20 protein-coding genes are annotated in these 20778 nt (G+C 35.6%); 14 read left to right on the top strand and 6 right to left on the bottom strand.

Annotated features, from left to right (window positions below):
* Nucleotides 1–76 precede the first annotated feature (76 nt).
* Entirely contained in the window at nucleotides 77–1267 is a 1191-nt protein-coding gene (locus tag OL225_RS20485) for a phosphoglycerate kinase (RefSeq protein WP_047377922.1), read from the bottom strand.
* 642 nt (nucleotides 1268–1909) lie between these two features.
* On the opposite strand from OL225_RS20485, the gene rpiB reads away from it, so the two are divergent.
* From rpiB to OL225_RS20460, 5 genes are all read left to right on the top strand, one after another.
* On the top strand, nucleotides 1910–2344 hold the full coding sequence (rpiB, locus tag OL225_RS20480; protein ID WP_047377923.1) for a ribose 5-phosphate isomerase B: 435 nt from the start codon (nucleotides 1910–1912) through the stop codon (nucleotides 2342–2344).
* A gap of 338 nt (nucleotides 2345–2682) precedes the next feature.
* Nucleotides 2683–4836 (top strand): ribonuclease R, encoded by a 2154-nt coding sequence (rnr, locus tag OL225_RS20475; RefSeq protein WP_264519419.1) that lies wholly within the window; start codon nucleotides 2683–2685, stop codon nucleotides 4834–4836.
* Nucleotides 4836–5348, top strand: coding sequence for a hypothetical protein (locus tag OL225_RS20470; protein WP_264519418.1), 513 nt, complete (start codon nucleotides 4836–4838; stop codon nucleotides 5346–5348). Before rnr ends, OL225_RS20470 begins: the two co-directional genes overlap by 1 nt.
* A gap of 281 nt (nucleotides 5349–5629) precedes the next feature.
* The gene (locus OL225_RS20465) at nucleotides 5630–6316 is read left to right on the top strand and encodes a LysE family translocator (protein WP_047377926.1); all 687 of its coding nucleotides are present in this window, start codon (nucleotides 5630–5632) and stop codon (nucleotides 6314–6316) included.
* The gene (locus OL225_RS20460) at nucleotides 6313–7242 is read left to right on the top strand and encodes a S66 peptidase family protein (RefSeq protein WP_047377927.1); all 930 of its coding nucleotides are present in this window, start codon (nucleotides 6313–6315) and stop codon (nucleotides 7240–7242) included. The genes OL225_RS20465 and OL225_RS20460 overlap by 4 nt, the downstream gene beginning before the upstream one ends.
* Here the strand turns inward: OL225_RS20460 and OL225_RS20455 are convergent.
* The gene (locus OL225_RS20455; RefSeq protein ID WP_052184765.1) at nucleotides 7239–8354 is read right to left on the bottom strand and encodes a PQQ-binding-like beta-propeller repeat protein; all 1116 of its coding nucleotides are present in this window, start codon (nucleotides 8352–8354) and stop codon (nucleotides 7239–7241) included. The two genes, OL225_RS20460 and OL225_RS20455, sit on opposite strands and share 4 nt — an antisense overlap.
* A gap of 37 nt (nucleotides 8355–8391) precedes the next feature.
* Between OL225_RS20455 and OL225_RS20450 the strand changes: the two genes are divergently transcribed.
* The 3 genes from OL225_RS20450 to tsaB all read left to right on the top strand — a co-directional run bounded on the left by OL225_RS20450 (nucleotide 8392) and on the right by tsaB (nucleotide 10346).
* The gene (locus OL225_RS20450) at nucleotides 8392–8763 is read left to right on the top strand and encodes a YraN family protein (protein ID WP_047377928.1); all 372 of its coding nucleotides are present in this window, start codon (nucleotides 8392–8394) and stop codon (nucleotides 8761–8763) included.
* A gap of 79 nt (nucleotides 8764–8842) precedes the next feature.
* Nucleotides 8843–9592 (top strand): SDR family NAD(P)-dependent oxidoreductase, encoded by a 750-nt coding sequence (locus tag OL225_RS20445; protein ID WP_264519417.1) that lies wholly within the window; start codon nucleotides 8843–8845, stop codon nucleotides 9590–9592.
* A gap of 79 nt (nucleotides 9593–9671) precedes the next feature.
* Nucleotides 9672–10346 carry a tRNA (adenosine(37)-N6)-threonylcarbamoyltransferase complex dimerization subunit type 1 TsaB gene (tsaB, locus tag OL225_RS20440; RefSeq protein WP_264519416.1) on the top strand — a complete coding sequence of 225 codons (675 nt, stop codon included), beginning with the start codon at nucleotides 9672–9674 and terminating at the stop codon, nucleotides 10344–10346.
* Nucleotides 10347–10414: 68 nt separating this feature from the next.
* Here the strand turns inward: tsaB and OL225_RS20435 are convergent, their stop codons facing one another.
* The 4 genes from OL225_RS20435 to OL225_RS20420 all read right to left on the bottom strand — a co-directional run bounded on the left by OL225_RS20435 (nucleotide 10415) and on the right by OL225_RS20420 (nucleotide 14977).
* Nucleotides 10415–13003 (bottom strand): tetratricopeptide repeat protein, encoded by a 2589-nt coding sequence (locus OL225_RS20435; protein WP_264519415.1) that lies wholly within the window; start codon nucleotides 13001–13003, stop codon nucleotides 10415–10417.
* 150 nt (nucleotides 13004–13153) lie between these two features.
* Nucleotides 13154–13717, bottom strand: a complete 564-nt coding sequence (locus tag OL225_RS20430; RefSeq protein WP_264519414.1) for a Maf family nucleotide pyrophosphatase — start codon at nucleotides 13715–13717, stop codon at nucleotides 13154–13156.
* An 8-nt stretch (nucleotides 13718–13725) separates the two neighbouring features.
* The gene (locus OL225_RS20425) at nucleotides 13726–14244 is read right to left on the bottom strand and encodes a KdsC family phosphatase (protein ID WP_264519413.1); all 519 of its coding nucleotides are present in this window, start codon (nucleotides 14242–14244) and stop codon (nucleotides 13726–13728) included.
* Entirely contained in the window at nucleotides 14234–14977 is a 744-nt protein-coding gene (locus OL225_RS20420) for a Rossmann-like and DUF2520 domain-containing protein (protein WP_264519412.1), read from the bottom strand. The genes OL225_RS20425 and OL225_RS20420 overlap by 11 nt, the downstream gene beginning before the upstream one ends.
* A gap of 181 nt (nucleotides 14978–15158) precedes the next feature.
* Here OL225_RS20420 and OL225_RS20415 point away from each other — a divergent pair, with 181 nt between their 5' ends.
* From OL225_RS20415 to dinD, 6 genes are all read left to right on the top strand, one after another.
* Nucleotides 15159–15710, top strand: a complete 552-nt coding sequence (locus OL225_RS20415) for an RNA polymerase sigma factor (protein ID WP_047377935.1) — start codon at nucleotides 15159–15161, stop codon at nucleotides 15708–15710.
* Between the two features lie 18 nt (nucleotides 15711–15728).
* Entirely contained in the window at nucleotides 15729–16271 is a 543-nt protein-coding gene (locus OL225_RS20410; protein ID WP_264519411.1) for a hypothetical protein, read from the top strand.
* A gap of 6 nt (nucleotides 16272–16277) precedes the next feature.
* The gene (locus tag OL225_RS20405) at nucleotides 16278–16787 is read left to right on the top strand and encodes a hypothetical protein (protein ID WP_047377937.1); all 510 of its coding nucleotides are present in this window, start codon (nucleotides 16278–16280) and stop codon (nucleotides 16785–16787) included.
* A gap of 101 nt (nucleotides 16788–16888) precedes the next feature.
* On the top strand, nucleotides 16889–17908 hold the full coding sequence (locus OL225_RS20400; protein ID WP_264519410.1) for a hypothetical protein: 1020 nt from the start codon (nucleotides 16889–16891) through the stop codon (nucleotides 17906–17908).
* A 125-nt stretch (nucleotides 17909–18033) separates the two neighbouring features.
* On the top strand, nucleotides 18034–19830 hold the full coding sequence (lepA, locus tag OL225_RS20395; RefSeq protein WP_264519409.1) for a translation elongation factor 4: 1797 nt from the start codon (nucleotides 18034–18036) through the stop codon (nucleotides 19828–19830).
* 68 nt (nucleotides 19831–19898) lie between these two features.
* The gene (gene dinD, locus OL225_RS20390; protein ID WP_264519408.1) at nucleotides 19899–20741 is read left to right on the top strand and encodes a DNA damage-inducible protein D; all 843 of its coding nucleotides are present in this window, start codon (nucleotides 19899–19901) and stop codon (nucleotides 20739–20741) included.
* Nucleotides 20742–20778: the final 37 nt, after the last annotated feature.

Here is a 20778-nt window from a genome sequence, read left to right as displayed (position 1 = left end):
GGTTTTCTCACAATCTAATAAATAAAAAAAGTCTGCTAATTATATTAGCAGACTATAAAATATCTATTCTTTTGTATTAATTATTGATTGCAGCTACACCTGGTAATTCAAGTCCTTCAAGACTTTCAAGCATTGCTCCACCACCGGTAGAAACATAACTTACCTGATCAGCATATCCGAATTGCTTAACAAATGCAACACTGTCTCCTCCTCCAACTAAAGAAAAAGCTCCTAATCTTGTTGCCTCAGCAATGCTCTCGCCCAATGCAACAGTTCCACCAGCAAAATTTGACATTTCAAAAACTCCTATCGGCCCATTCCAAAGAATAGTTCTTGAATTTAACAACACATCGTTGAACTGATCTCTGGATTTATGGCCAGCATCAAGTCCCATCCATCCTTCAGGGATTGCGTAGATGTCAGCTTCTTTTCTTTCCACATCATTACTAAAACTTTCAGCGATGATAGCATCAGAAGGAAGATAAACTTTTACTTTATGTTCTTTAGCTTTCCCTAAAATCTCAAGAGCTAAAGGAAGTTTGTCTTCTTCTACCAAAGAATTACCAATTTTCCCTCCAAGAGCCTTAATAAATGTAAATGCCATTCCTCCACCTATAATAAGATTATCTACTGCAGGAAGAATATTTTCTATAATGGTAATTTTAGTTGAAACTTTAGATCCTCCAAGGATGGCCGTAACCGGTCTCTCACCACTCTTTAATACCTTATCGATCGCCTGAAGCTCATTAGCCATCAGCAAACCGAAATATTTAGTTGATGGGAAATATTGAGCAATCACTGCTGTAGAAGCATGAGCTCTATGTGCAGTCCCGAATGCATCATTTACATAAGCATCTCCTAGTTTAGAAAGCTTTTCAGCAAAACCTGCATCTCCTTTTTCCTCTTCATTATGAAAACGTACATTTTCCAGTAATAAAATCTCCCCCGGTTTCAGTTCAGCAGCAGCTTTCTCTGCCTTTTCCCCAATGCATTCATCAACAAACTTAACCTCCTGTCCAAGAACAGCAGAAACTTCGGCAAGAATATGCTTAAGAGAAAATTCATCTTTAACCTCACCCTTAGGTCTTCCAAGGTGTGTTATTAAGATGACCGAACCACCATCATTAAGGATCTTCTCCACTGTTGGTTTCACAGCAACAATTCTCGTATTGTCTGTCACCTTCAGCTGATCGTCCTGAGGAACATTGAAGTCCACTCTTACCAGAGCTTTCTTATCTTTAAAATTGAAATCATTGATTGTTTTCATAAGTAGATTTATTTTTTCTGAGTCAAATGAAACTCCTGTGCCCAGATCCCGGTTTGCTTTTCCGTAAATCCTGCAAAGACAATTTCATAAATCTCATTGAATTTTCGTTTCACAAATGTAAGGTTTTAAACTTTTTCAACAGATTGATTAAAATAAAAGTTTTCAAAAACTTTCCCCGAACCCAATCACCCATTAATCAACAATTTTTTCTCTTTAAAAAAAAAGAATAATGTAGTTGTTGTTGAGTGTTGTTAGTTTCGGGGATAAGTTTTAGGCTAAAAGTTGGTAACACTCAACTTTTATTCAATTCATATTTAACTCACAATATAAATCATTGTAAACCCGCTATTTCACATACTTATTAACAAATGTTGGTAACTTTGATAAGAGCCAATTATTAGTTATTTTATTATGGAAAAATCTGGGGATAGCTTGAGAAAAGATCTGGAAAGTTGTGGTAAAAATTTACGGAAAGATTTTCCATTACGAAATAAATTGGTCTTTAAAAATAGAAAGTTGATAAAAGTTTTCCACAGTTATTAACATACCTCTTAACAATTAACTCAGGGTTTACTAACACGAATTGTTATTATTCTTACCTTTGTATGGAAATAGAATCTAATAAAGCTTAATAAGAGTATTATGAAAAGAAAAATTGCTATCGCAGCGGACCATGCAGGCTATGAATATAAGGAGATTGTTAAGAACTACCTTTCAGAACGTTTTGAAGTTCAGGATTTTGGAACGTTTTCCACAAACAGTGTGGATTATCCAGACTTTGTACACCCTGCTGCAACTTCTGTTGAAAACGGGGAAAATGAGCTCGGAATTCTGATCTGTGGAAGCGGAAACGGAGTTCAGATCACTGCGAACAAACACCAGAAAATAAGATGTGCATTGTGCTGGATGCCGGAGATTGCAACACTGGCAAGACAGCATAATGATGCCAATATGATTTCAATGCCTGCAAGATTTATATCAAAGGAGTTGGCGATTGAGATTGTAGACAGATTTCTTTCAACAGACTTTGAAGGTGGAAGACACCAGAATAGAGTTGATAAAATTGCAGTTTGCTAAATATACTAAGGCTTGTAAATCATATTACAAGCCTTATTTATTTTTTATTCGTACATTTGCAGTGTCCAATAGAAATTACACTCTATTATTCTCTAAAGCCTTTCTTATATTTGAAACATATTTAATAGAAGGTTTTTCTCTTTTCTTCTCCAGAATTGTATTAAATTTATACAAAACTAAAGCTCCCGTTCTAAGTAAACTGAAAGATAATTTCTGATGATGTACGGAAAGAATCTAATGATGAAATTGAATAACCTTATATATAAGGAATGAATGGGGAAAGATTTAGAAAAAGGTTTTATTTGAACTAAGACCAAATTAATTAAAAGAAAATTAAAATGCCAAAAAAAAGAAAATATATAAGTCATAAAAATGATTTAAAAATGATGGAGATCGGAAGACTGATCCTCCGTTTTATGAATGCGAATTCATCCAAAATTTATAATTATAAGCAGATTGCTGACGGGATAGATTACAAAAATCCAAGACAAAGAGAACTTGTCATTCAGGCTCTGCATAAACTTCAGGGCTCTGAAAAAATCAAAGAAGTAGAAAAAGGAAAATATATAGTGAACCTCAAAATTGCAGGAACGCTTACCGGAACTATTGACTTCAACCAAAGCGGAAATGCTTACGTAAGTGTGGAAGGATTGGAAGATGATGTGTTCGTTCACGCCAAAAATGTGAAGGATGCCCTGCAGGGAGATAAGGTTCTTATTATAACTTATCATTATAAAGGAAAGAAACTTGAAGGCTCTGTTCTGGAAGTTTTGGAGCGTACCAGAACTGAATTTGTAGGAACATTTCAGAAGGTAGCTCATAAAGAATTTGGGTTTGTTGTTTGTGATAAAAAATCAATCAATACAGATATCTTTATTCCAAAAGGAAAATTCAACAATGCTGAAGATGGAGATAAAGTAATCGTAAAAATGACAGAATGGAGACCGGGAGATAAAAATCCTGAAGGAGAAATTATCCAGGTGCTGGGTGCTCCGGGAGAACATGAAACGGAAATCCACTCTATCCTTGCAGAATATGGTCTGCCTTACGAGTTTCCATCAGAAGTGGAAGCAGATGCAGATAAAATAGACAGAAGTATTACGGACGAAGAAGCTGCAAAACGTTGGGATATGCGTAATATCTGTACATTTACGATTGACCCTAAAGATGCTAAGGATTTTGATGATGCACTATCCATAAGAAAACTGGAAAACGGAAACTGGGAAATCGGAGTTCACATTGCTGATGTATCTCATTATGTGGTTCCGGGAACTATTCTTGATGATGAAGCGTATAAGAGAGCTACTTCGGTATATCTTGTTGACAGAGTTGTTCCGATGCTGCCGGAAGTTTTGAGTAATGATGTTTGTTCCCTTCGTCCCAACGAAGATAAATATACTTTTTCAGCAGTTTTTGAACTGAATGAAGAGGCTGAAATTCAGAAACAGTGGTTTGGAAGAACAGTGATTCATTCAGACAGAAGATTTACTTATGAGGAAGCTCAGGAACGTATAGAAAGCGGCCAGGGAGATCTGGCGGAAGAGATCAATACGCTTGACAGGCTGGCAAAGATTATGCGTCATGAACGTATACGAAGAGGAGCTATTACTTTTGACAGAAGTGAAGTAAGATTCAATCTGGATGAAAATAATGAACCGATTGGAGTGTACTTTAAAATAAGTAAGGATTCCAATCACCTGATCGAAGAATTCATGCTACTGGCCAATAAAAAAGTATCTGAATATGTATCTCTAAGTAGAAAAGGTGAAATCACCAACAATACATTTATTTATAGGGTTCACGATGATCCGGATCCGGCAAAACTGGAATCTTTAAGAGATTTTGTGGCTACTTTCGGGTATAAAATGAATCTTGCGAATACCAAAAAGGTTGCAGAATCTTTGAATAAGCTTCTTCACGATGTAAAAGGAAAAGGCGAAGAGAATATGATTGAAACTCTTGCGATGAGAAGTATGAGCAAGGCAGTATATTCTACAGAACCGATTGGCCACTATGGTCTTGGTTTTGAATATTACAGCCACTTTACCTCTCCTATCCGCCGTTACCCGGATTTGCTTGCACACCGTCTTCTTCAGCATTATCTGGATGGAGGAAAATCTCCAAACAGAGGTGAACTTGAAGACAAAGCAAAACACTGCAGTGCGATGGAAAGACTGGCAGCAGATGCAGAAAGAGACTCTATCAAATTTATGCAGGTGAAATTCATGAAAAAACACTTGGGGGAAACTTTCAAAGGAGTGATTTCCGGAGTAGCAGAATTCGGTTTCTGGGTTGAAATTCCTGAAAACGGAGCTGAAGGATTAATCAAATTGAGAGACCTTGTAGATGACTCATACATGTATGATGCAAAAACCCATGCGGTATATGGAATAAGACACGGAAACAAATATCAGTTGGGAGATGAAGTTCAGATCAAAGTGGTAAAAGCCAACCTGATCCAGAAGCAGCTTGATTTCCAGATTGTAAAGTAATGACAAAGATAGATAAATACATTGTATTTAGTATTTTAAACGTAATATTATTGGTAACAGTAATTTTTAATACTGTTATCAATTTTTATCTGTTTGTACTCGCTATGATCATTCTTGTAATCATATGTAATATTTTAATCAAAAGGAATATTATTAATATTGAAAAACAGGGAAGAAAATATTTTTTTGGAGTCACATTTCCACAGATAATAAACGGATTCTTTTTGATAAATTATCTTACAGGAATGAATCCTACTAAAGAAACATACTGTTTCAGAAGCATGGTTTCCGGGGTTGGAGGAGTACACAGCCGTGAGGTAGGAAAGACAACATATGTCTATTTGAGTGGAAATGCCTATGAATACTCTTATATGACCAGAAGTTTTCTCATTGATTATAAAAGAATGTTGTTTAAAAATCAGATTACGTATACCTTTGAAAGAGGAATTTTTGGACTTAAAGTCAGAAAAGACTTCGAATTTACTTTTAATGAAAATTGCCTGGAAAGATAAAGTTTTTGAAAATCTTCAGCAAAATATAACACAAAAGAGGTTGTTCCAAAGAGGAATGACCTTTTTATTTTTAAGAACTTTGAAAACCACCCAAAGTAAGTTTAGGATTTGGTAACGTTTCAGCACTTATCATTCTTGCTCCCCTCCTATTTTCTTAAAAACTTTACATTAAACTCTCCTTAAAATCGACTTGATATATCACAACTTTATTGAATAATTAAATCATAAAGTATAACTTTGTATAAAACGAAATGAATTTTTTTCATTTTAAAACACATTAAATGCTAGAACTTGTACTATCGGCGATCATATTAGGATTCATGCTGAGCTTGGTTTTTATAGGACCTATATTCTTCCTGTTAATTGAAACCAGCTTTTCCAGAGGCCCAAAACATGCCTTATCATTGGATCTTGGAGTTATCACAGCAGATTTATTATGTATCGTAGCGGCATATTATGCCAGTACAGATATCGTAGCTTTAATTGATAAGCATCCTGGCTTCTACAGGATCACTTCCATTCTTATTTTTATTTACGGAGTCGTGATGCTGGTTACCAAAACCAAGATGCATTTGCCCGGCGAAGAAAAGATCATTGGCCAAAATTATATTAAGACATTTTTCAATGGTTTTTTCTTTAATCTTTTAAATGTTGGAGTCATCCTTTTCTGGCTGGTAACGGTAATTTCCGTAAGAAATCAATATCCGGACACCAGCAGTTTTATTTTATACATAGGGATCGTACTGGCCACTTACCTTTCAATAGATCTTGCCAAGATATTTCTTGCGAAGCAATTTCACGATAAATTAACACAAAAACTGGCCAACCAAATCAGAAGAGTTGTTGGCTGTATTCTTATTATTTTCAGTTTCTTTATCTTCCTGCAGAGTTTCAAAAAGTTCAATCAGTTTGAAAGACAGCTGGAAGAAGCAGAAAAGAAAGAAGTAAAATATCAAAAAACAAAATGAAAAAAATAATCTTTCCAAAGTCCCTTAAAAAAGGCGACAAAATAGCTGTTATTTCCCCTGCTGGAGCTGTAGATGCCTCTCAAATGGAAAAGGGAATAGAAATGATTAAAAGCAGAGGTTTTGAACCCGTTCTCGGAGAACACCTTTACACCAGATTTTCAAACGGATACAATTATGCCGGAACAGAACAGGAAAGAATAAAAGATATCAACTGGGCTTTAAATGATACAGAAATCAAGGCAATATGGGCTTCCAGAGGAGGTTATGGATGCCAGCACCTGATTCAGCACCTGAAAATGAAAGGTTTTACAGAAAATCCGAAATGGTATATCGGGTATTCTGATAACACGGTTATACAAAGCTATCTGTTGAAAAAAGGGTTTGCATCCATTCATGGGCAGACCATCAAAACATCAAGTTTCGGCGTTACTAATGACAGCTATGATCTGATCTTCGATATTTTAAAGGGAAAAACCCCAAAATACAGCCTTGAACCGCATCAATTTAATAAAGAAGGCAATATTGAAGGAGAACTGATTGGAGGGAATTTAGCCCTTATATACGCTCTTTTAGGAACCAGATATTCTTTTGACTTTAAAGACAAAATTTTGTTTATTGAAGATATCGGAGAAAACTTCTATGCACTGGACCGTATGATCATGACTCTTGAGCTTGCAGGAGTTTTCAGTAAGATCAAAGGACTTATCGTTGGTGGGATGACCAATATGGGTGACGAAAAAGAAAATAAAAGCTATGAAGAAAGCTTTGATGAGTTTGCCTATAAACTGATCGCTGACAGAATTTCAAAATATAAATTCCCTGTAGTATTTGCTTTCCCGAATGGGCATATTAAAGATAACCGTCCATTGATTATTGGAAGTGAAATTAAGGTAAAAGTTGATAATAAAGTAAAGGTAGAGTTTTAATCTCTACCTCCGGACTTACTTGGATAAACTAATTTCCCGTCTTTATTAATAATTACTGGAGCTGAAGTGGTGATTGACTTGATTGGAAATCTCCACTTTTCTGTGCCATCGTTTTCGGAAAAAGCATATACATAGTTTGAACCACCACCGCCAATAAAAACTGTACCGTCTGTAGAGACAGCCTCTGCACTATTGGAGTAAATTGTTTTCTGCCACTTTGTATTTCCTGTCTGTTTATCTATAACAGTAATATTTCCTGAACTGGAATTTACAGAAATGTAATTTTCATTAACAAATGGGCTGCTGGAATAGTTACCCGAATTATAAGATTGCCAAACAATATTTCCTGTTAAAGCATCTATTTTATATAAAGAATTTTCATCAGTTGTATACAAGTATCCATCTAAAATTGTGGGTGAAGAACGCTCAATAGAGCCTCCAAGTTGTTTTTTCCAGTTCAGTTCACCTGTAGATTTGTTAATATTATAAATATTACCATTTCTATTTCCGATGTAAAGGTTATTCTGTACTATGGAAGAAGAAGAAGAATTAAAAAGGCCTCCTGCATAATATTTCCATTTGAGAACTCCATTACTCTGATTTAGGGCATAAATATAACCATCATCACTGGCGAAATATACAATTTCCCCGGATACTACTGGACTTGAACTCACATTAAAGCCGGTAGAATATTTCCATTTTAATTCCCCGGTTGCCGCATTTAGTGCATAGAAATCATCGTCATCACTTCCAAAGAAAACAGTATTATTAGAAACATAAACACTTGATTCTATTGCTTCATGCGCTTTAAACTTCCATAATAAATTTCCATTACCAGCATCCAATGCATACAGGTAACTGTCTGTACAACCAACATATAATACGTTATTATTATAAAAAGCAGTACTATATTCAAAACGGCCATTAGGAACTGAAAACGCCCATTTTAATTGTCCATTCTGAGAATTAATAGCATAATATTCATTGGTTCCGCCAATAAACATTATGTTTTTCGGATTATTATTGGTTTGAGCTTCATCGATATCATCAGATGAAGAGCAGCTGATTGAACATGCTAATAAGGTAAAACAAAAAAGTAAATTAAATTTCATAGGTTTGAAAAAGTAAGGCAAAAATACAAAATATATTATGGCAGATCACAATGACTTCGGTATCTTAGCAGAAGATTTAGCAGTTGAACATTTGAAAAAAAATGGCTACAAAATCCTTGTCAGAAACTTTCGTTTTCAGAAAAATGAAATAGATATTATTGCTGAAAAAGATAATTTGATTATCATAGTGGAAGTGAAGGCAAGATCTACTGATGCCTTTATGCTCCCTCAGGAAGCTGTAACCAAAACAAAAATAAAATCAATTGTTTCTGCAGCCAATCATTATCTCGAAGAATTCAATAAAGATAGCGAAGTCAGATTTGATATTATCTCCGTTCTTCCTGATGAAAACAAAAACTTAAAGATTGACCACATAGCCGATGCTTTTCATGCATTGGATGCCAATTAATAAATCAAAAACAATGTATGAAGGAACAATATCATACTCCTGGAAAGTATTCCATTCATACCGTTAATAAACAATTTTTATGAAGACAGTATTAATCACCGGAGCTACTTCCGGTATAGGTAAAGCCACTGCAGAGCTTCTTGCAAAACAAGGAAACAGAATCATTATCTGCGGAAGAAGAAGGGAAGTATTGGAAACTGTAAAATCAGAGCTTTCTCAATATACCGAAATATTTAGTTTATTGTTTGATGTAAGGAATCTTGAAGAAGTGGAAGCCGCTATTAATTCGCTTTCTGAAAACTGGAAAGAGATTGATGTTCTGATCAATAATGCCGGAAACGCTCATGGATTAGATCCTCTTTCAGCTGGTAAGACCGATGACTGGGATTCTATGATTGACGGAAATGTGAAGGGACTGCTCTACGTTTCTAAAATGATCATCCCAATTATGAAAACTAAAAATTTAGGTCATATAGTAAACATCAGTTCTGTGGCAGCAAGACAGACTTACGCAAATGGGGTAGTGTACTGTGCAACGAAAAAAGCAGTAGACGTTATTTCAGAAGGAATGAGACTGGAGCTTACCGAATTTGGAATCAAAGTAACCAATATTCAGCCGGGAGCTGTAGAAACTGATTTCTCTTTGGTGAGATTTAAGGGTGACAGCGAGAAAGCTTCAACGGTATATGCAGGGTATGATGCCCTGAAAGCAGAAGATATTGCTGACGCTATTGCTTATTGTGTGAATGCTCCGAAACATGTTACCGTTTCAGATATGACCATCTATCCGAGTGCTCAGGCAGAACCGAGAACGATTTATAGAAAATAGTCAAAATAATGGCTAAATTTGCAGAATATTAAAGCAATGTTGCGAAAAGCAAGATCGCTGTTTAGCTTAAAACAAGAAAATGAAAATTCTATATCTGGAAACATCATCCAAAAACTGTTCGGTAGCGGTATCATACAATGAAAAACTACTGTGCGTGTGTGAAGAGGTTTCCGAAAATTATAAACAGTCTGAAAGCCTTCATACCTATGTAGAATGGGCGTTGGAAGGAGCTGGTATTGCTCTTAAAGATATCGAAGCTGTTTCTTTGGGAAAAGGCCCCGGATCTTATACAGGGTTAAGGATTGGTGCAGCTTCTGCGAAAGGGTTCTGCTATGGCCTTAAAGTTCCTCTGATTGCTGTGAATTCTCTTGAAAGCATGATAGAGCCTTTTTTAGACGATAACTACGACTTGATAGTACCTTTGATTGACGCGAGGAGAATGGAGGTCTATACGGCCGTTTATGACGGTAGTACGGGAAAAGAACTATCTGAGACAGAAGCCAAGATTTTGGACGAAACTTCTTTTGAAGAATTCAGAGATAAAAAAGTATTGTTTGTAGGAGATGGGGCTAAGAAGGCAAAAGAGATCCTGAATCTTCCTGATGCTATTTTTAACGAGAATGTTTATCCTTCGGCACAATATCTTATCAGAAAGACATTGGAAAAAATAGAAAATAAAGAATTTGAAGACATGGCTTATTTTGAGCCTTTCTACCTCAAAGATTTCCATGGAGTAAAGAAAAAGAATCCGTAAGATTGTATTATATCAAAAAATAGAAAACAACATAAAAAAAGCGAAGAGTACATCTTCGCTTTTTTTTATTATTGAGGTCTTGGCGGTGCCTTTGATGCTGGTTTGGTAGTTTCTGTTGTTTTCTTATTTTTTTGCTGCTGTTGGGAAGGATTTCCCTGCTGTGGAGCAGGACCCATATTCAGGGTTTGTGTACTGATATTTTCCAGCTTTTGTACTTTTCCATTGTTCATTTGCGGAACGCCGGTATTCTGGGCATTAGGCTGTGCAGGTGTTCCTCCGGGTTGTTGTGGAACAGCATTTCCTTTATTATCCGTTGCCTGGAAGCTGAGATCACTTTTCAGATAAACCAGCATTTCTTTGGCTCTTATCCCTTCAGGAGTTTTAGAATAATTCAGTGCAATCTGTTCAAGCTGCAGAATCATGACTTCCTTTCCACTGGATTTCCCCGCATTGAATGCGTTGAGCAGGTATAATTTAGGAACCAGTGCATCTTTAGGGAATTTTTGAAGTGTCTGATCGATTACCTCCTTACTTTCCGCAAATTTTTCTGATTCAAATAAGGCATATGCCTTTTTATATTCATTTTCAACTTCTTCTGTTGATTTTACGAAAGATTTGTTTTTAGGATTTCTGGCAAATTCAGCATAAGAAGTGTAGGGATAATCTGCTAAGAGAATCTGTTTTGCTCTTTCAGAAGCCTGTGGATTTTTCTCATAATTCATGGCAAAAATCTCATACAATGCCTGCAGCATTACCTTTTCTTCCGGTTTTACATCTACAAGATCATACAGCGTTTTTGTAGCTAGGGGAGTGTTGGTAAAATAGTTCTGATACATAATTCCCAGACCTAATGAAGCGGTATCTCTGTCCTTTTTCAACTGAGACAATTTGCCTTGATCTGTAGGGATCTGCTCAATATAGTAAGAGGGCTCAAAACGTCTAGGATTAGGTGCTGAAGTTACTCCCAGGGCTTCATTTTTCATATCTTCAATGGAAGCCATTTTCTTGGAAAAACGCCAGTTATCAGCAAGAGCACGATCTCCCCAGACTTGTTTAAAGGTAGATGTTCCTTTACTTACAGTTCCGGTGTTTCCGAAGTAAAATCCTTTGGTAGTCACTCCGAAATCCTCAAAAGCATTGGAGCTATTTGCAAAAATAGAATTAGCGCTATAGTCTCCGGTATCAAATCCTTTGCTCCTTTCTGCGCGTCTTCTTTCCTGTTCCTCTTTTTCCTCTTTAATCTTTAATTTGGCTATATATTTGGTGAAATAGTCTGTTTTCTGGCCCTCATCCATCTTGGCCAGTGAAAGAATACTGTCATTCTTTTTGATCAGATAATAATTCTTTGAAATCTTTTTGATGTAGGCAGACTGGTCTTTTAAAAGGATTTTTGAGGGCTCATATGTCATTACTGCAAGCGCAGAGTCATAATAGCTTCCGGCTCCAATGTAATCATTCTTGTCAAGATAGCTTTTACCTATTTCGTAATAAGCCAATCCACGGATCTGAGGGTCAGAAACCTTTTCAAAAAGAGATTTTCTGAAGAATTGTTGGGCTTCATCTTTTTTTCCCGCTTTGTTGGCCATTAAACCTAAAGCATAATAAAATTCATTTTTTCTGGAACCGTAAGTACCTTTCTTACTGATTCCTTCCAGATAATTTTTGGCTCCGGCATAGTCACCTTTACCATTAAAAGTTTTAGCAATGGCAATCTGAGATTTTACTTCAAACTCAAAATCATTGGCATATTTATATGCTGCGGTATAGCTTTCTCTTGCTTTGTCATTCTGGTTCAGATTTTCTAAAACCTGACCTCTCAGATAAGCAATTCTACTCTTTAGTTTTCTGTTGCTGTTCAGTTCAAAAGCTTCATCAAGTTCTTTGGCGGCCTCTTCCTTTTTACCTGCATCCAACAGAGATTCAGAATAATAGATGCTCAGCAGTTTTGCATAGCTTTTATTAATGTCTTCTCCTTTCAGTTTAGCAAAAGTTTCATGAGCTCTGTGATAATCTTTGATTTGATCATAGGCAAGACCCTGATAAATTCTTGCCAGTGCAATTCTTTTATCGTCTTTCATGTGGGTGAACACATAATTAAGAGCATCCAGCGCTTCCAGGGATTTACCTCTATAAATTCTCGCCTGGGCAAGAATCATATAGGCATCAAAAATCTGTTTATTTTTCTCTTCACCGTTTCTGGTGACAGAATATTTATTAATTGCTTTTAAAGCTTTTGCTTCTGCAATTTCAAGAGTGGTAGCTCCTTTACCTTGTTCTCCGTCAGGTCTTGCAGGGGCATTTCCTTGTGGCCCACCAGGGATATTCGGTATTCCGGAATTTCCTCTTCCTGAAGGTTTGTTGGCTACTTCAGCCATTTTCATGGAGTTTTCGGCAAAAGCCTCCGATTGTCCAAGATCACTTCCTAAAGGCTGTTCTTCATAGGTAAGAATAGGAATATAAGGGGCATAAAAATTATCTTTATGTCCTTTATCTCTGGTTGTAAACTCACTGTTTAATGCATCTTTCGCATTAAAAAGAGTATTATAATATGTGGAAAATCCTTTCAATAGCTTTGATCGCTGCTCCGGCTTTTTTGTCTTGGTAGCACAGGAAGCAACAAGGCATATCACTAAAAGGAATAATATATTCTTTTTCATTATTCAATTATAACTTGCTAATCTGCTTTTTATTATCAGCAGTTTGATGATTTTGTAAAAATAATAAAATTTTATAATGAATAATATTTATATTTCTTGTGGAAATATTTTATTTCTTCTTTAACTGATATTCGAAACTTCAATAATTTCTTAAATCATAGAGGTTTCTTTCAATATTTTGTAAACAAGGTGGGTAGGAAGTCCCATAATGGTATAAAAACTTCCTGTAAGGCTTGTGATCTTTGCCATTCCAAGCCATTCCTGAATACCATAGCTGCCCGCTTTATCGAAAGGCTTATAGTTTTGAATATAATAGTTTATTTCTTTATCAGAGAGCTTATCAAGAGTAACATCGGCAACATCGGTTTCGGTAATAGATTTATCTGCCGTTTTGATAGTAATTCCTGTGTAAACCTGATGGGTTCTTCCTGAAAGGCTTTGAAGCATCATAAAGGCGTCAGCTTCATCTTTGGGCTTTCCAAGAATCTGATTGTCAATAGCTACTACAGTATCAGCAGTCAGTAGGACTTCATCTACCTCCAGAGGTCTGAAAGCATCAGCTTTTAAATCAGACAGGTAAGCTGCGGCTTCTTCAATTTTTATATGTGCAGGAAGAATTTCCTCACAGTCAATTTTTACGACTTCAAATTCAAAACCAAGGCTTGAAAGAAGTTCTTTTCTTCTTGGCGATTGAGATGCTAAAAGTAATTTCATACCGGTAATTATACAGATTGAGTATTATCATCATGCCAGTTTCCCTGCACCTTCATTACCTGTTCAATCACATCGCGTACTGCTCCGGCTCCTCCTTTTTTCGGAGAAATATAATCGGAGATTCCTTTTACCTCAGGAACTGCATTTTCAGGGCATGCCGCAATAGCTGAACTTTCCATAATATGAATATCCGGAAGATCATCACCCATCGTCAGGATTTCTTCATTTTTAAGGTTATGTTTCTTCTTAAAATCTTCAAAATCCTCTATTTTGTTGTGGGATTTAGGGTAGTAATCCTGGATACCCAGATAATTGATTCTGTGTTTTACCATTTCATCATTTCCACCGGTAATCACTCCAATCAAATAGTTATTTTTTAATGCCTTTACTACTGCATATCCGTCCAGAACATTCATTACCCTGCACATATTTCCTCCGGGAAGTAGATAAACACTTCCGTCTGTGAAAACTCCGTCAACATCAAATACAAATGCCTTAATATCTTTTAATTTCTCTTTATAACCCATACATTTTCTGAATAGAATGATTCATTGTTTTATAAATTTCAAGACTTTCGTCTTTTAATAACTCTTCATGCAGCTGTAAAATTCTTACGTCATTTCTCACTGCAGGTCCGGTCTGTGCCTGTTTAGGTTCAATTTCATAAATTTTCTGAACCGTTTCATCAATCAGCGGTAAAAAATAATCAAACGGAATCTCCTGAGAATCCGAAATTTCTTTAGCCCTTGAAAAAAGATGATTCACAAAATTACAGGCAAAAACAGCTGTTAAATGAATATATTTTCTTTTTTCGTGGCTGCTTTCCATTACTTTTTCTGAAATCTGTGAAGCGAGGTCAAGCAATATTTTCTGATCTCCTTCATTTTCTGCTTCTACGAAAAATGGAATTTTTTCATATTCCAGCTCTTTTGATTTTGAAAAGGTCTGTAAAGGATAGAAGCTGGCTTTCCTGTACTCACCAGCCAAGACTTCTTTTGGAAGTGATCCTGATGTATGGGAAACCAGACAGTCTTTTTTGGTAATAATCTTTGAAACTTCCTCTACAGAATTATCACTTACACAGATGATATAAAGATCCGCTTCCTCCAGATGATCTGTGGAATAAGGAATGTTTAATTCTTCTGAAATCTTACTTAATTCTTTTTCGTTCCTGCCAAAAATCTGGGCCAGGGGAATGCTTTTCAAAGCTTTTGCCATATGATAGGCAACATTTCCGGAACCAATGATTACAATTTGCATATAACAAATATAAGATTTTAAGCCGAGCCGGGAAAGGAAGATGATTTCAGAAATTCAGTACTTCAATATAGGCACGTTTATTGCGTAAGTGTCTCATATTATTTTTAATATTTAAATTGAAAATTGAGTTTTTAATTTAACTTTCAGCTATTTTTGTAATCCAAAACAATGAAGGCATCTTATGAAGATTAAGGACGCGGAAATTATTTCGTTGATGCAGAATCCACGGACCCAGGATAAAGGTGTCCGGGCCTTGATGGATGCCTATCAAAGCAGATTGTACTGGCACATAAGAAGAATTATTGTGGACGGAGATCTTGCACAGGATACTTTGCAGGAAACTTTTATTAAAGCTTATCAAAATTTTCATCAGTTCAAAAATGATAGCCAGCTGTATACCTGGTTGTACAGAATTGCAACCAACGAAGCATTACAGCAGGTGAACAAAATGAAGAAGATGCAGAAAACTGATGAAGATCCTGAGTATCACATGCAGAATCTTGTGGCTGACAATACAGAAGGAGATGCCGAAGAAATACAGATTTTGCTGCAGAGCGCTATACAAAGCCTGCCCGAGAAGCAGAAACTGGTATTTATGATGCGGTATTATGATGATTTGCCCTACGAAGAAATATCAAAAATTGTAGATATGTCAGTAGGAACTTTGAAAACAAATTATCATTATGCCAAACAGAAGATAGAAGATTATATTAAAGAAAATTACGAAAGATAATTTTTGACCCCAACAAAGATGAAAGAGTTCGACATAGAAAAATTAGAGCGTAAGAACATTTACACAGTTCCTGATGATATGTTTGAAAATATTCAGGAGAACGTTATGAATGATATAAAGACAAGTAAAAAAGCACCTGTCTTTAAGCTGAACTGGATGTATGCCGCAGCGGCATCACTGGCTTTGATTTTTGGAGCAACTTATGTTTTCAATTCGGATAATGATTCTGTTCAAAAAGAATTGAATTCTGAAACAGCATATGCAGCCAATACCAAAGAACCCAAAACTGAAGGTGAGCTCGCTTATGAAACTTTAAAATCTGATTTAACTTCTGTTGAAAATAATGATCAAACAGTTGAAAATCAAAAGAATAATGATAGTTATGCTTATAAAAGTGTAAACGAAACTGAAAAAACAATTGAGGCACCAAAACAGGTGAAAACCGTAAAGAAAAAAGAAGAAACACAAATGAATGAATATCTGGACTCGTTTTCTAATTCTGAAATTGCAGAGTTAGCAAGTAATTCGACTCAGGACGTTTATTTGGATATTTATAATTAAAAGAAAATGAAAAAGATATTATTGACGTTTTTGATTATTTATGGCTTTGGATTAAATGCCCAAAGAACTGATTACGACTGGAAGAAGATGGACCCTAAGCAAAGAAAGGAAGTCATCAATAATCTTTCTCCGGAAGAGAGAAAAGAGCTCCTTAAGAAATTCAGGAACAATATGATCATGGATAATCTGAATGTTGATCCAGGTGATAAAGCAGAATTTACACAACTGTATAACGAATATCTGGACAGCCAGAAACAAATAAAAAGTCAGTTTAATTCAAGCTTTGATCCTGAAACTTTAACGGATGAAGAAGCAAAAGCAAAATTGCAGCAAAGCTTTGAAGTAGGACAAAAGTTATTGGATAACAGAAAAAAATATGCAGAAAAAATGCAGCAGGTAATTCCCTGCCAAAAAGTTCTGAAGCTGTTTCAATCTGAGAAAATGATGAAAGATAAAATGGATGAAAGAAAACCTCACGGAAACAATAATGCTTCGGGACCTAAACAAAACCCATAATAGTTTATTTTTTTAATGTTGGACGGCTCTTACAGATCTTTCTGTGAGAGCCGTTTAATTTTTACAACAAAAAAAATTACTTTTACCGGAAAGTATCACTTATGAAAAAAACACTTTTCTTTTTATTATTTTCGATAATATTATTTGGACAGAAAACAGAAACGATTGATCTTTCAAAATCTATTAAAGACAACAAAAACTCTGTTAAAAGCCTTATGGTGATAGATCAGAGAGCCAGTCAGGAAGTTGGTACAGTTATGTATCATAAGGACGAGGTGAAAGTTGTTTTCGAAAATAATGCCGCTAAAGACATAGAAGACTGGTTTTATAAATACAATCCGGTAAGAGGAAGTAATGACATGGTTCTTTTGCTGGAAAGTTTGAATATTTCAGAAGACAAAAAAGAAAAGTACTCTATAGGAAAGCTTGAATTAAGAGCGAGTACATTCCTTAAAAAAGAAGACGGATATCATTTTATTGACAGAAAAGATACGGTAGCAATTGTTTCATCCCGTACAACACCATATCTGGCACAAAGTCTGGCAAGAAAAACGACTTTAATTCTTACTGACCTGTTTAAAGAATCTTATAAAGGAGAACCTTGGGAATTTAGTATTTCAGAAAATGATCTTCCTAACTATGCCTCTGTATTAAAAGAAAAACTTAATATCCTAAAAGCAAACGAACTGAAAGATGGCGTGTACAAAGATTATTATAGTTTTTTTACTCATAATCCTGAACCCGGATTTGCTTTACAAGCTAATGATAAAGGAGTTGTTACAAAGGCAGTAAAAGGAGATGAGAAAACGGGAATAAGACATTTTTATGCTTTTGTGCATAAAGGGATAGCATATAAAAATATTCCTGTTGGTTATACTGAGATTTTTAAAGATGAGAACGGCATTTTTATTGAAGTAACAAAAGCAGAATTATTTCCTGAAACAACTGCAAGTAGTGTTACAATTGGTGTTGCTGCAGGTGGTCTGGTTGGTGGTGTTATTGGAGCAGTTATTGATATCAGCGGGTCAAATAAAAAGAAGAATACTTTGGGCCCTAAAGTTTATCTTGATCCTTTTACAGGAAATTATTTGTTACCGGATGACTTTGGGAAAACGAAATAATATTGAAAAAAAGAGAAAAATTTAACTTCTCTTCTTATTGTTATCTGTGTTTCAGTTAAAAGAAAGAATTAAGAATGAAAAATTCTCTTGCATTTTCTTATCTTTGCAAATTACAAGATTCTTAAATGAAAAACATACGAAATTTTTGCATAATCGCTCATATCGACCACGGTAAAAGTACCCTGGCAGACCGTCTATTGGAGTATACGAATACCGTGACCCAAAGAGAATTACAGTCTCAGACGCTTGATGATATGGATTTGGAGAAAGAACGTGGGATTACAATCAAGTCACACGCCATCCAAATGGATTATGAGTATAAAGGAGAAAAATATATTTTAAACCTTATTGATACACCGGGACACGTTGACTTTTCTTATGAAGTATCCCGTTCTATTGCTGCCTGTGAAGGAGCACTTCTTATCGTAGATGCTGCACAGAGTATTCAGGCACAAACCATCAGCAACCTGTATCTGGCGTTGGAAAATGATTTGACAATCATTCCGATTCTAAATAAAATTGACCTTCCGTCTGCAAATCCTGAAGAAGTAACAGATGAGATTATGAATCTTATCGGATGTGAATATGAAGATGTATTGAGAGTTTCAGGAAAAACAGGAGAAGGTGTTCATCATCTTTTGGAGCAGATCGTAGAAAGAATTCCTGCACCGGTAGGAAATCCTGACGGACCGCTTCAGGCCCTGATTTTTGACTCTGTATACAACCCGTTCAGAGGCATTGAAGCCTATTTCAAAGTGGTGAACGGAAGCATTACTAAGAACGAAAAAATTAAGTTCTTCGCAACCGGAAAAGAATATGGAGCTGATGAAGTAGGAACATTGAAATTGAAACAGGTTCCGAAGAAAACCATTCAGTGTGGAGATGTAGGGTACCTGGTTTCCGGAATTAAAGATGCCCGTGAGGTAAAAGTAGGAGATACCATCACTTCTTTTGAAAAACCAGCTGAAGGCCCTATCGATGGATTCGAGGAAGTAAAGCCAATGGTGTTTGCCGGGATTTATCCAATTGATTCTGAGGATTTTGAAGAACTTAGGTTCTCCCTTGAAAAATTAAGACTTAATGATGCTTCTTTGGTTTTTGAACCAGAAAGTTCTGCTGCTCTTGGTTTTGGTTTCCGTTGCGGATTCTTAGGAATGCTTCACATGGAAATCGTTCAGGAACGTCTTGACAGAGAGTTTAATATGAACGTAATCACAACAGTACCGAACGTTTCATATTTTGGATATACTAAAAAAGAACCTGAAGTTCCGATTCTGATCAACAATCCGTCTGAAATGATGGATCCTTCAACAATGGATAGAGTAGAAGAACCTTTCATCAAGGCTTCAATCATTACAAAATCCGATTTCGTAGGAGCAGTAATGACATTATGTATCGAAAAGAGGGGGGAGATCGTTAACCAGAGTTATTTAACATCAGAAAGAGTGGAACTGATTTTCAATATGCCGCTTGCTGAAGTTGTATTTGACTTCTATGACAGATTAAAATCAATCTCTAAAGGATATGCTTCCTTCGATTATCACCCAATCGGATTCAGAGCTTCCAAGCTTGTAAAAATGGATATCCTGATCAATGGTGATATGGTAGATGCACTATCTTCATTGATCCATGATTCTAATGCTTATTATATCGGTAAAAGAATGTGTGAAAAGCTTCGTGAGCTGATTCCGAGACAACAGTTTGATATTGCTGTTCAGGCTGCATTGGGGACGAAAGTAATCGCAAGAGAAACCATTAAAGCCTTAAGAAAAGACGTTACAGCAAAATGTTACGGTGGAGATATTTCCAGAAAACGTAAGCTATTGGAAAAGCAGAAAGAAGGAAAGAAGAAAATGAAGCAGATTGGTAGAGTAGAAGTACCACAATCAGCGTTCATGGCTGTATTAAAACTGAATGATTAATTCATTATAAAATAAAAACCGCTTCTGATGAAGCGGTTTTTTTGTACATTTATAAAAACACATTATTAATGAAATCAGAAGAAATAAAAGATTTATTCTATAAATTTGAAGAAGCAGCCTCTGAACTGGAGGGGATAGAATGCTGGAGTGCAAGAGATTTACAAATATTATTGGGATATAGTAAATGGGAAAACTTTGAAAAAGTAATTATTAAAGCCAAAGATGCTTGTAAAAACGTTGGAGAGTTAATTGAGTATCATTTTCCTGATGTCAGGAAAACGATACAAATGCCTAAAGGAGCGGAGAAAGAAATAGATGATATTTTACTAACAAGATATGGTTGTTACTTAATCGCACAAAATGGAGATAGTAGAAAACAGGAAATCTCATTTGCTCAGAATTATTTTGCGGTACAAACTAGAAGAGCGGAATTGGTGGAACAGAGGTTATTAGAATATGAAAGAATCAAAGCTCGCGAAAAATTAAGTCAGACTGAAAAACAACTTTCAGGAATTTTATATGAAAGAGGTGTTGATAGCCAGGGATTTGCTGTTATAAGAAGTAAAGGAGATCAAGCGCTTTTTCGTTTAAATACACAAATGTTAAAGAAAAAAATGGGAGTTCCTGAAAGCAGACCAGTAGCAGACTTTTTACCTACAATTAGTATTAAAGCTAAAGATCTTGCAGCAGAAATGACAGGTTTGAATGTTCAAAATAAAAATTTAAAAGGACAGCTGAATATTGAAGAAGAACATATAGATAATAATGTTGCTGTTAGAAATATGCTGACAAACAGAGGAATAATCCCTGAAGATTTACCTCCGGCAGAGGATGTAAAAAAGTTACAAAGAAAATTAGATGGTGATGAAAAGAAAGTTTTAAAACAAACTAAAAAACCTTTTAAGAAATAAATCAATAAAAAACCGCTTCTGATGAAGCGGTTTTTTT

It is taken from the genome of Chryseobacterium viscerum, assembly GCF_025949665.1.
Lineage (GTDB): Bacteria > Bacteroidota > Bacteroidia > Flavobacteriales > Weeksellaceae > Chryseobacterium > Chryseobacterium viscerum_A.
This window is presented reverse-complemented; position numbering and strand designations above follow the sequence as displayed.

What these genes read in the sequence shown, in the direction of transcription:
- OL225_RS20485 (WP_047377922.1), bottom strand. Translation starts at nt 1,267, where the DNA reads ATGAAAACAATCAATGATTTCAATTTTAAAGATAAGAAAGCTCTGGTA.
- rpiB (WP_047377923.1), top strand. Translation starts at nt 1,910, where the DNA reads ATGAAAAGAAAAATTGCTATCGCAGCGGACCATGCAGGCTATGAATAT.
- rnr (WP_264519419.1), top strand. Translation starts at nt 2,683, where the DNA reads ATGCCAAAAAAAAGAAAATATATAAGTCATAAAAATGATTTAAAAATG.
- OL225_RS20470 (WP_264519418.1), top strand. Translation starts at nt 4,836, where the DNA reads ATGACAAAGATAGATAAATACATTGTATTTAGTATTTTAAACGTAATA.
- OL225_RS20465 (WP_047377926.1), top strand. Translation starts at nt 5,630, where the DNA reads ATGCTAGAACTTGTACTATCGGCGATCATATTAGGATTCATGCTGAGC.
- OL225_RS20460 (WP_047377927.1), top strand. Translation starts at nt 6,313, where the DNA reads ATGAAAAAAATAATCTTTCCAAAGTCCCTTAAAAAAGGCGACAAAATA.
- OL225_RS20455 (WP_052184765.1), bottom strand. Translation starts at nt 8,354, where the DNA reads ATGAAATTTAATTTACTTTTTTGTTTTACCTTATTAGCATGTTCAATC.
- OL225_RS20450 (WP_047377928.1), top strand. Translation starts at nt 8,392, where the DNA reads ATGGCAGATCACAATGACTTCGGTATCTTAGCAGAAGATTTAGCAGTT.
- OL225_RS20445 (WP_264519417.1), top strand. Translation starts at nt 8,843, where the DNA reads ATGAAGACAGTATTAATCACCGGAGCTACTTCCGGTATAGGTAAAGCC.
- tsaB (WP_264519416.1), top strand. Translation starts at nt 9,672, where the DNA reads ATGAAAATTCTATATCTGGAAACATCATCCAAAAACTGTTCGGTAGCG.
- OL225_RS20435 (WP_264519415.1), bottom strand. Translation starts at nt 13,003, where the DNA reads ATGAAAAAGAATATATTATTCCTTTTAGTGATATGCCTTGTTGCTTCC.
- OL225_RS20430 (WP_264519414.1), bottom strand. Translation starts at nt 13,717, where the DNA reads ATGAAATTACTTTTAGCATCTCAATCGCCAAGAAGAAAAGAACTTCTT.
- OL225_RS20425 (WP_264519413.1), bottom strand. Translation starts at nt 14,244, where the DNA reads ATGGGTTATAAAGAGAAATTAAAAGATATTAAGGCATTTGTATTTGAT.
- OL225_RS20420 (WP_264519412.1), bottom strand. Translation starts at nt 14,977, where the DNA reads ATGCAAATTGTAATCATTGGTTCCGGAAATGTTGCCTATCATATGGCA.
- OL225_RS20415 (WP_047377935.1), top strand. Translation starts at nt 15,159, where the DNA reads ATGAAGATTAAGGACGCGGAAATTATTTCGTTGATGCAGAATCCACGG.
- OL225_RS20410 (WP_264519411.1), top strand. Translation starts at nt 15,729, where the DNA reads ATGAAAGAGTTCGACATAGAAAAATTAGAGCGTAAGAACATTTACACA.
- OL225_RS20405 (WP_047377937.1), top strand. Translation starts at nt 16,278, where the DNA reads ATGAAAAAGATATTATTGACGTTTTTGATTATTTATGGCTTTGGATTA.
- OL225_RS20400 (WP_264519410.1), top strand. Translation starts at nt 16,889, where the DNA reads ATGAAAAAAACACTTTTCTTTTTATTATTTTCGATAATATTATTTGGA.
- lepA (WP_264519409.1), top strand. Translation starts at nt 18,034, where the DNA reads ATGAAAAACATACGAAATTTTTGCATAATCGCTCATATCGACCACGGT.
- dinD (WP_264519408.1), top strand. Translation starts at nt 19,899, where the DNA reads ATGAAATCAGAAGAAATAAAAGATTTATTCTATAAATTTGAAGAAGCA.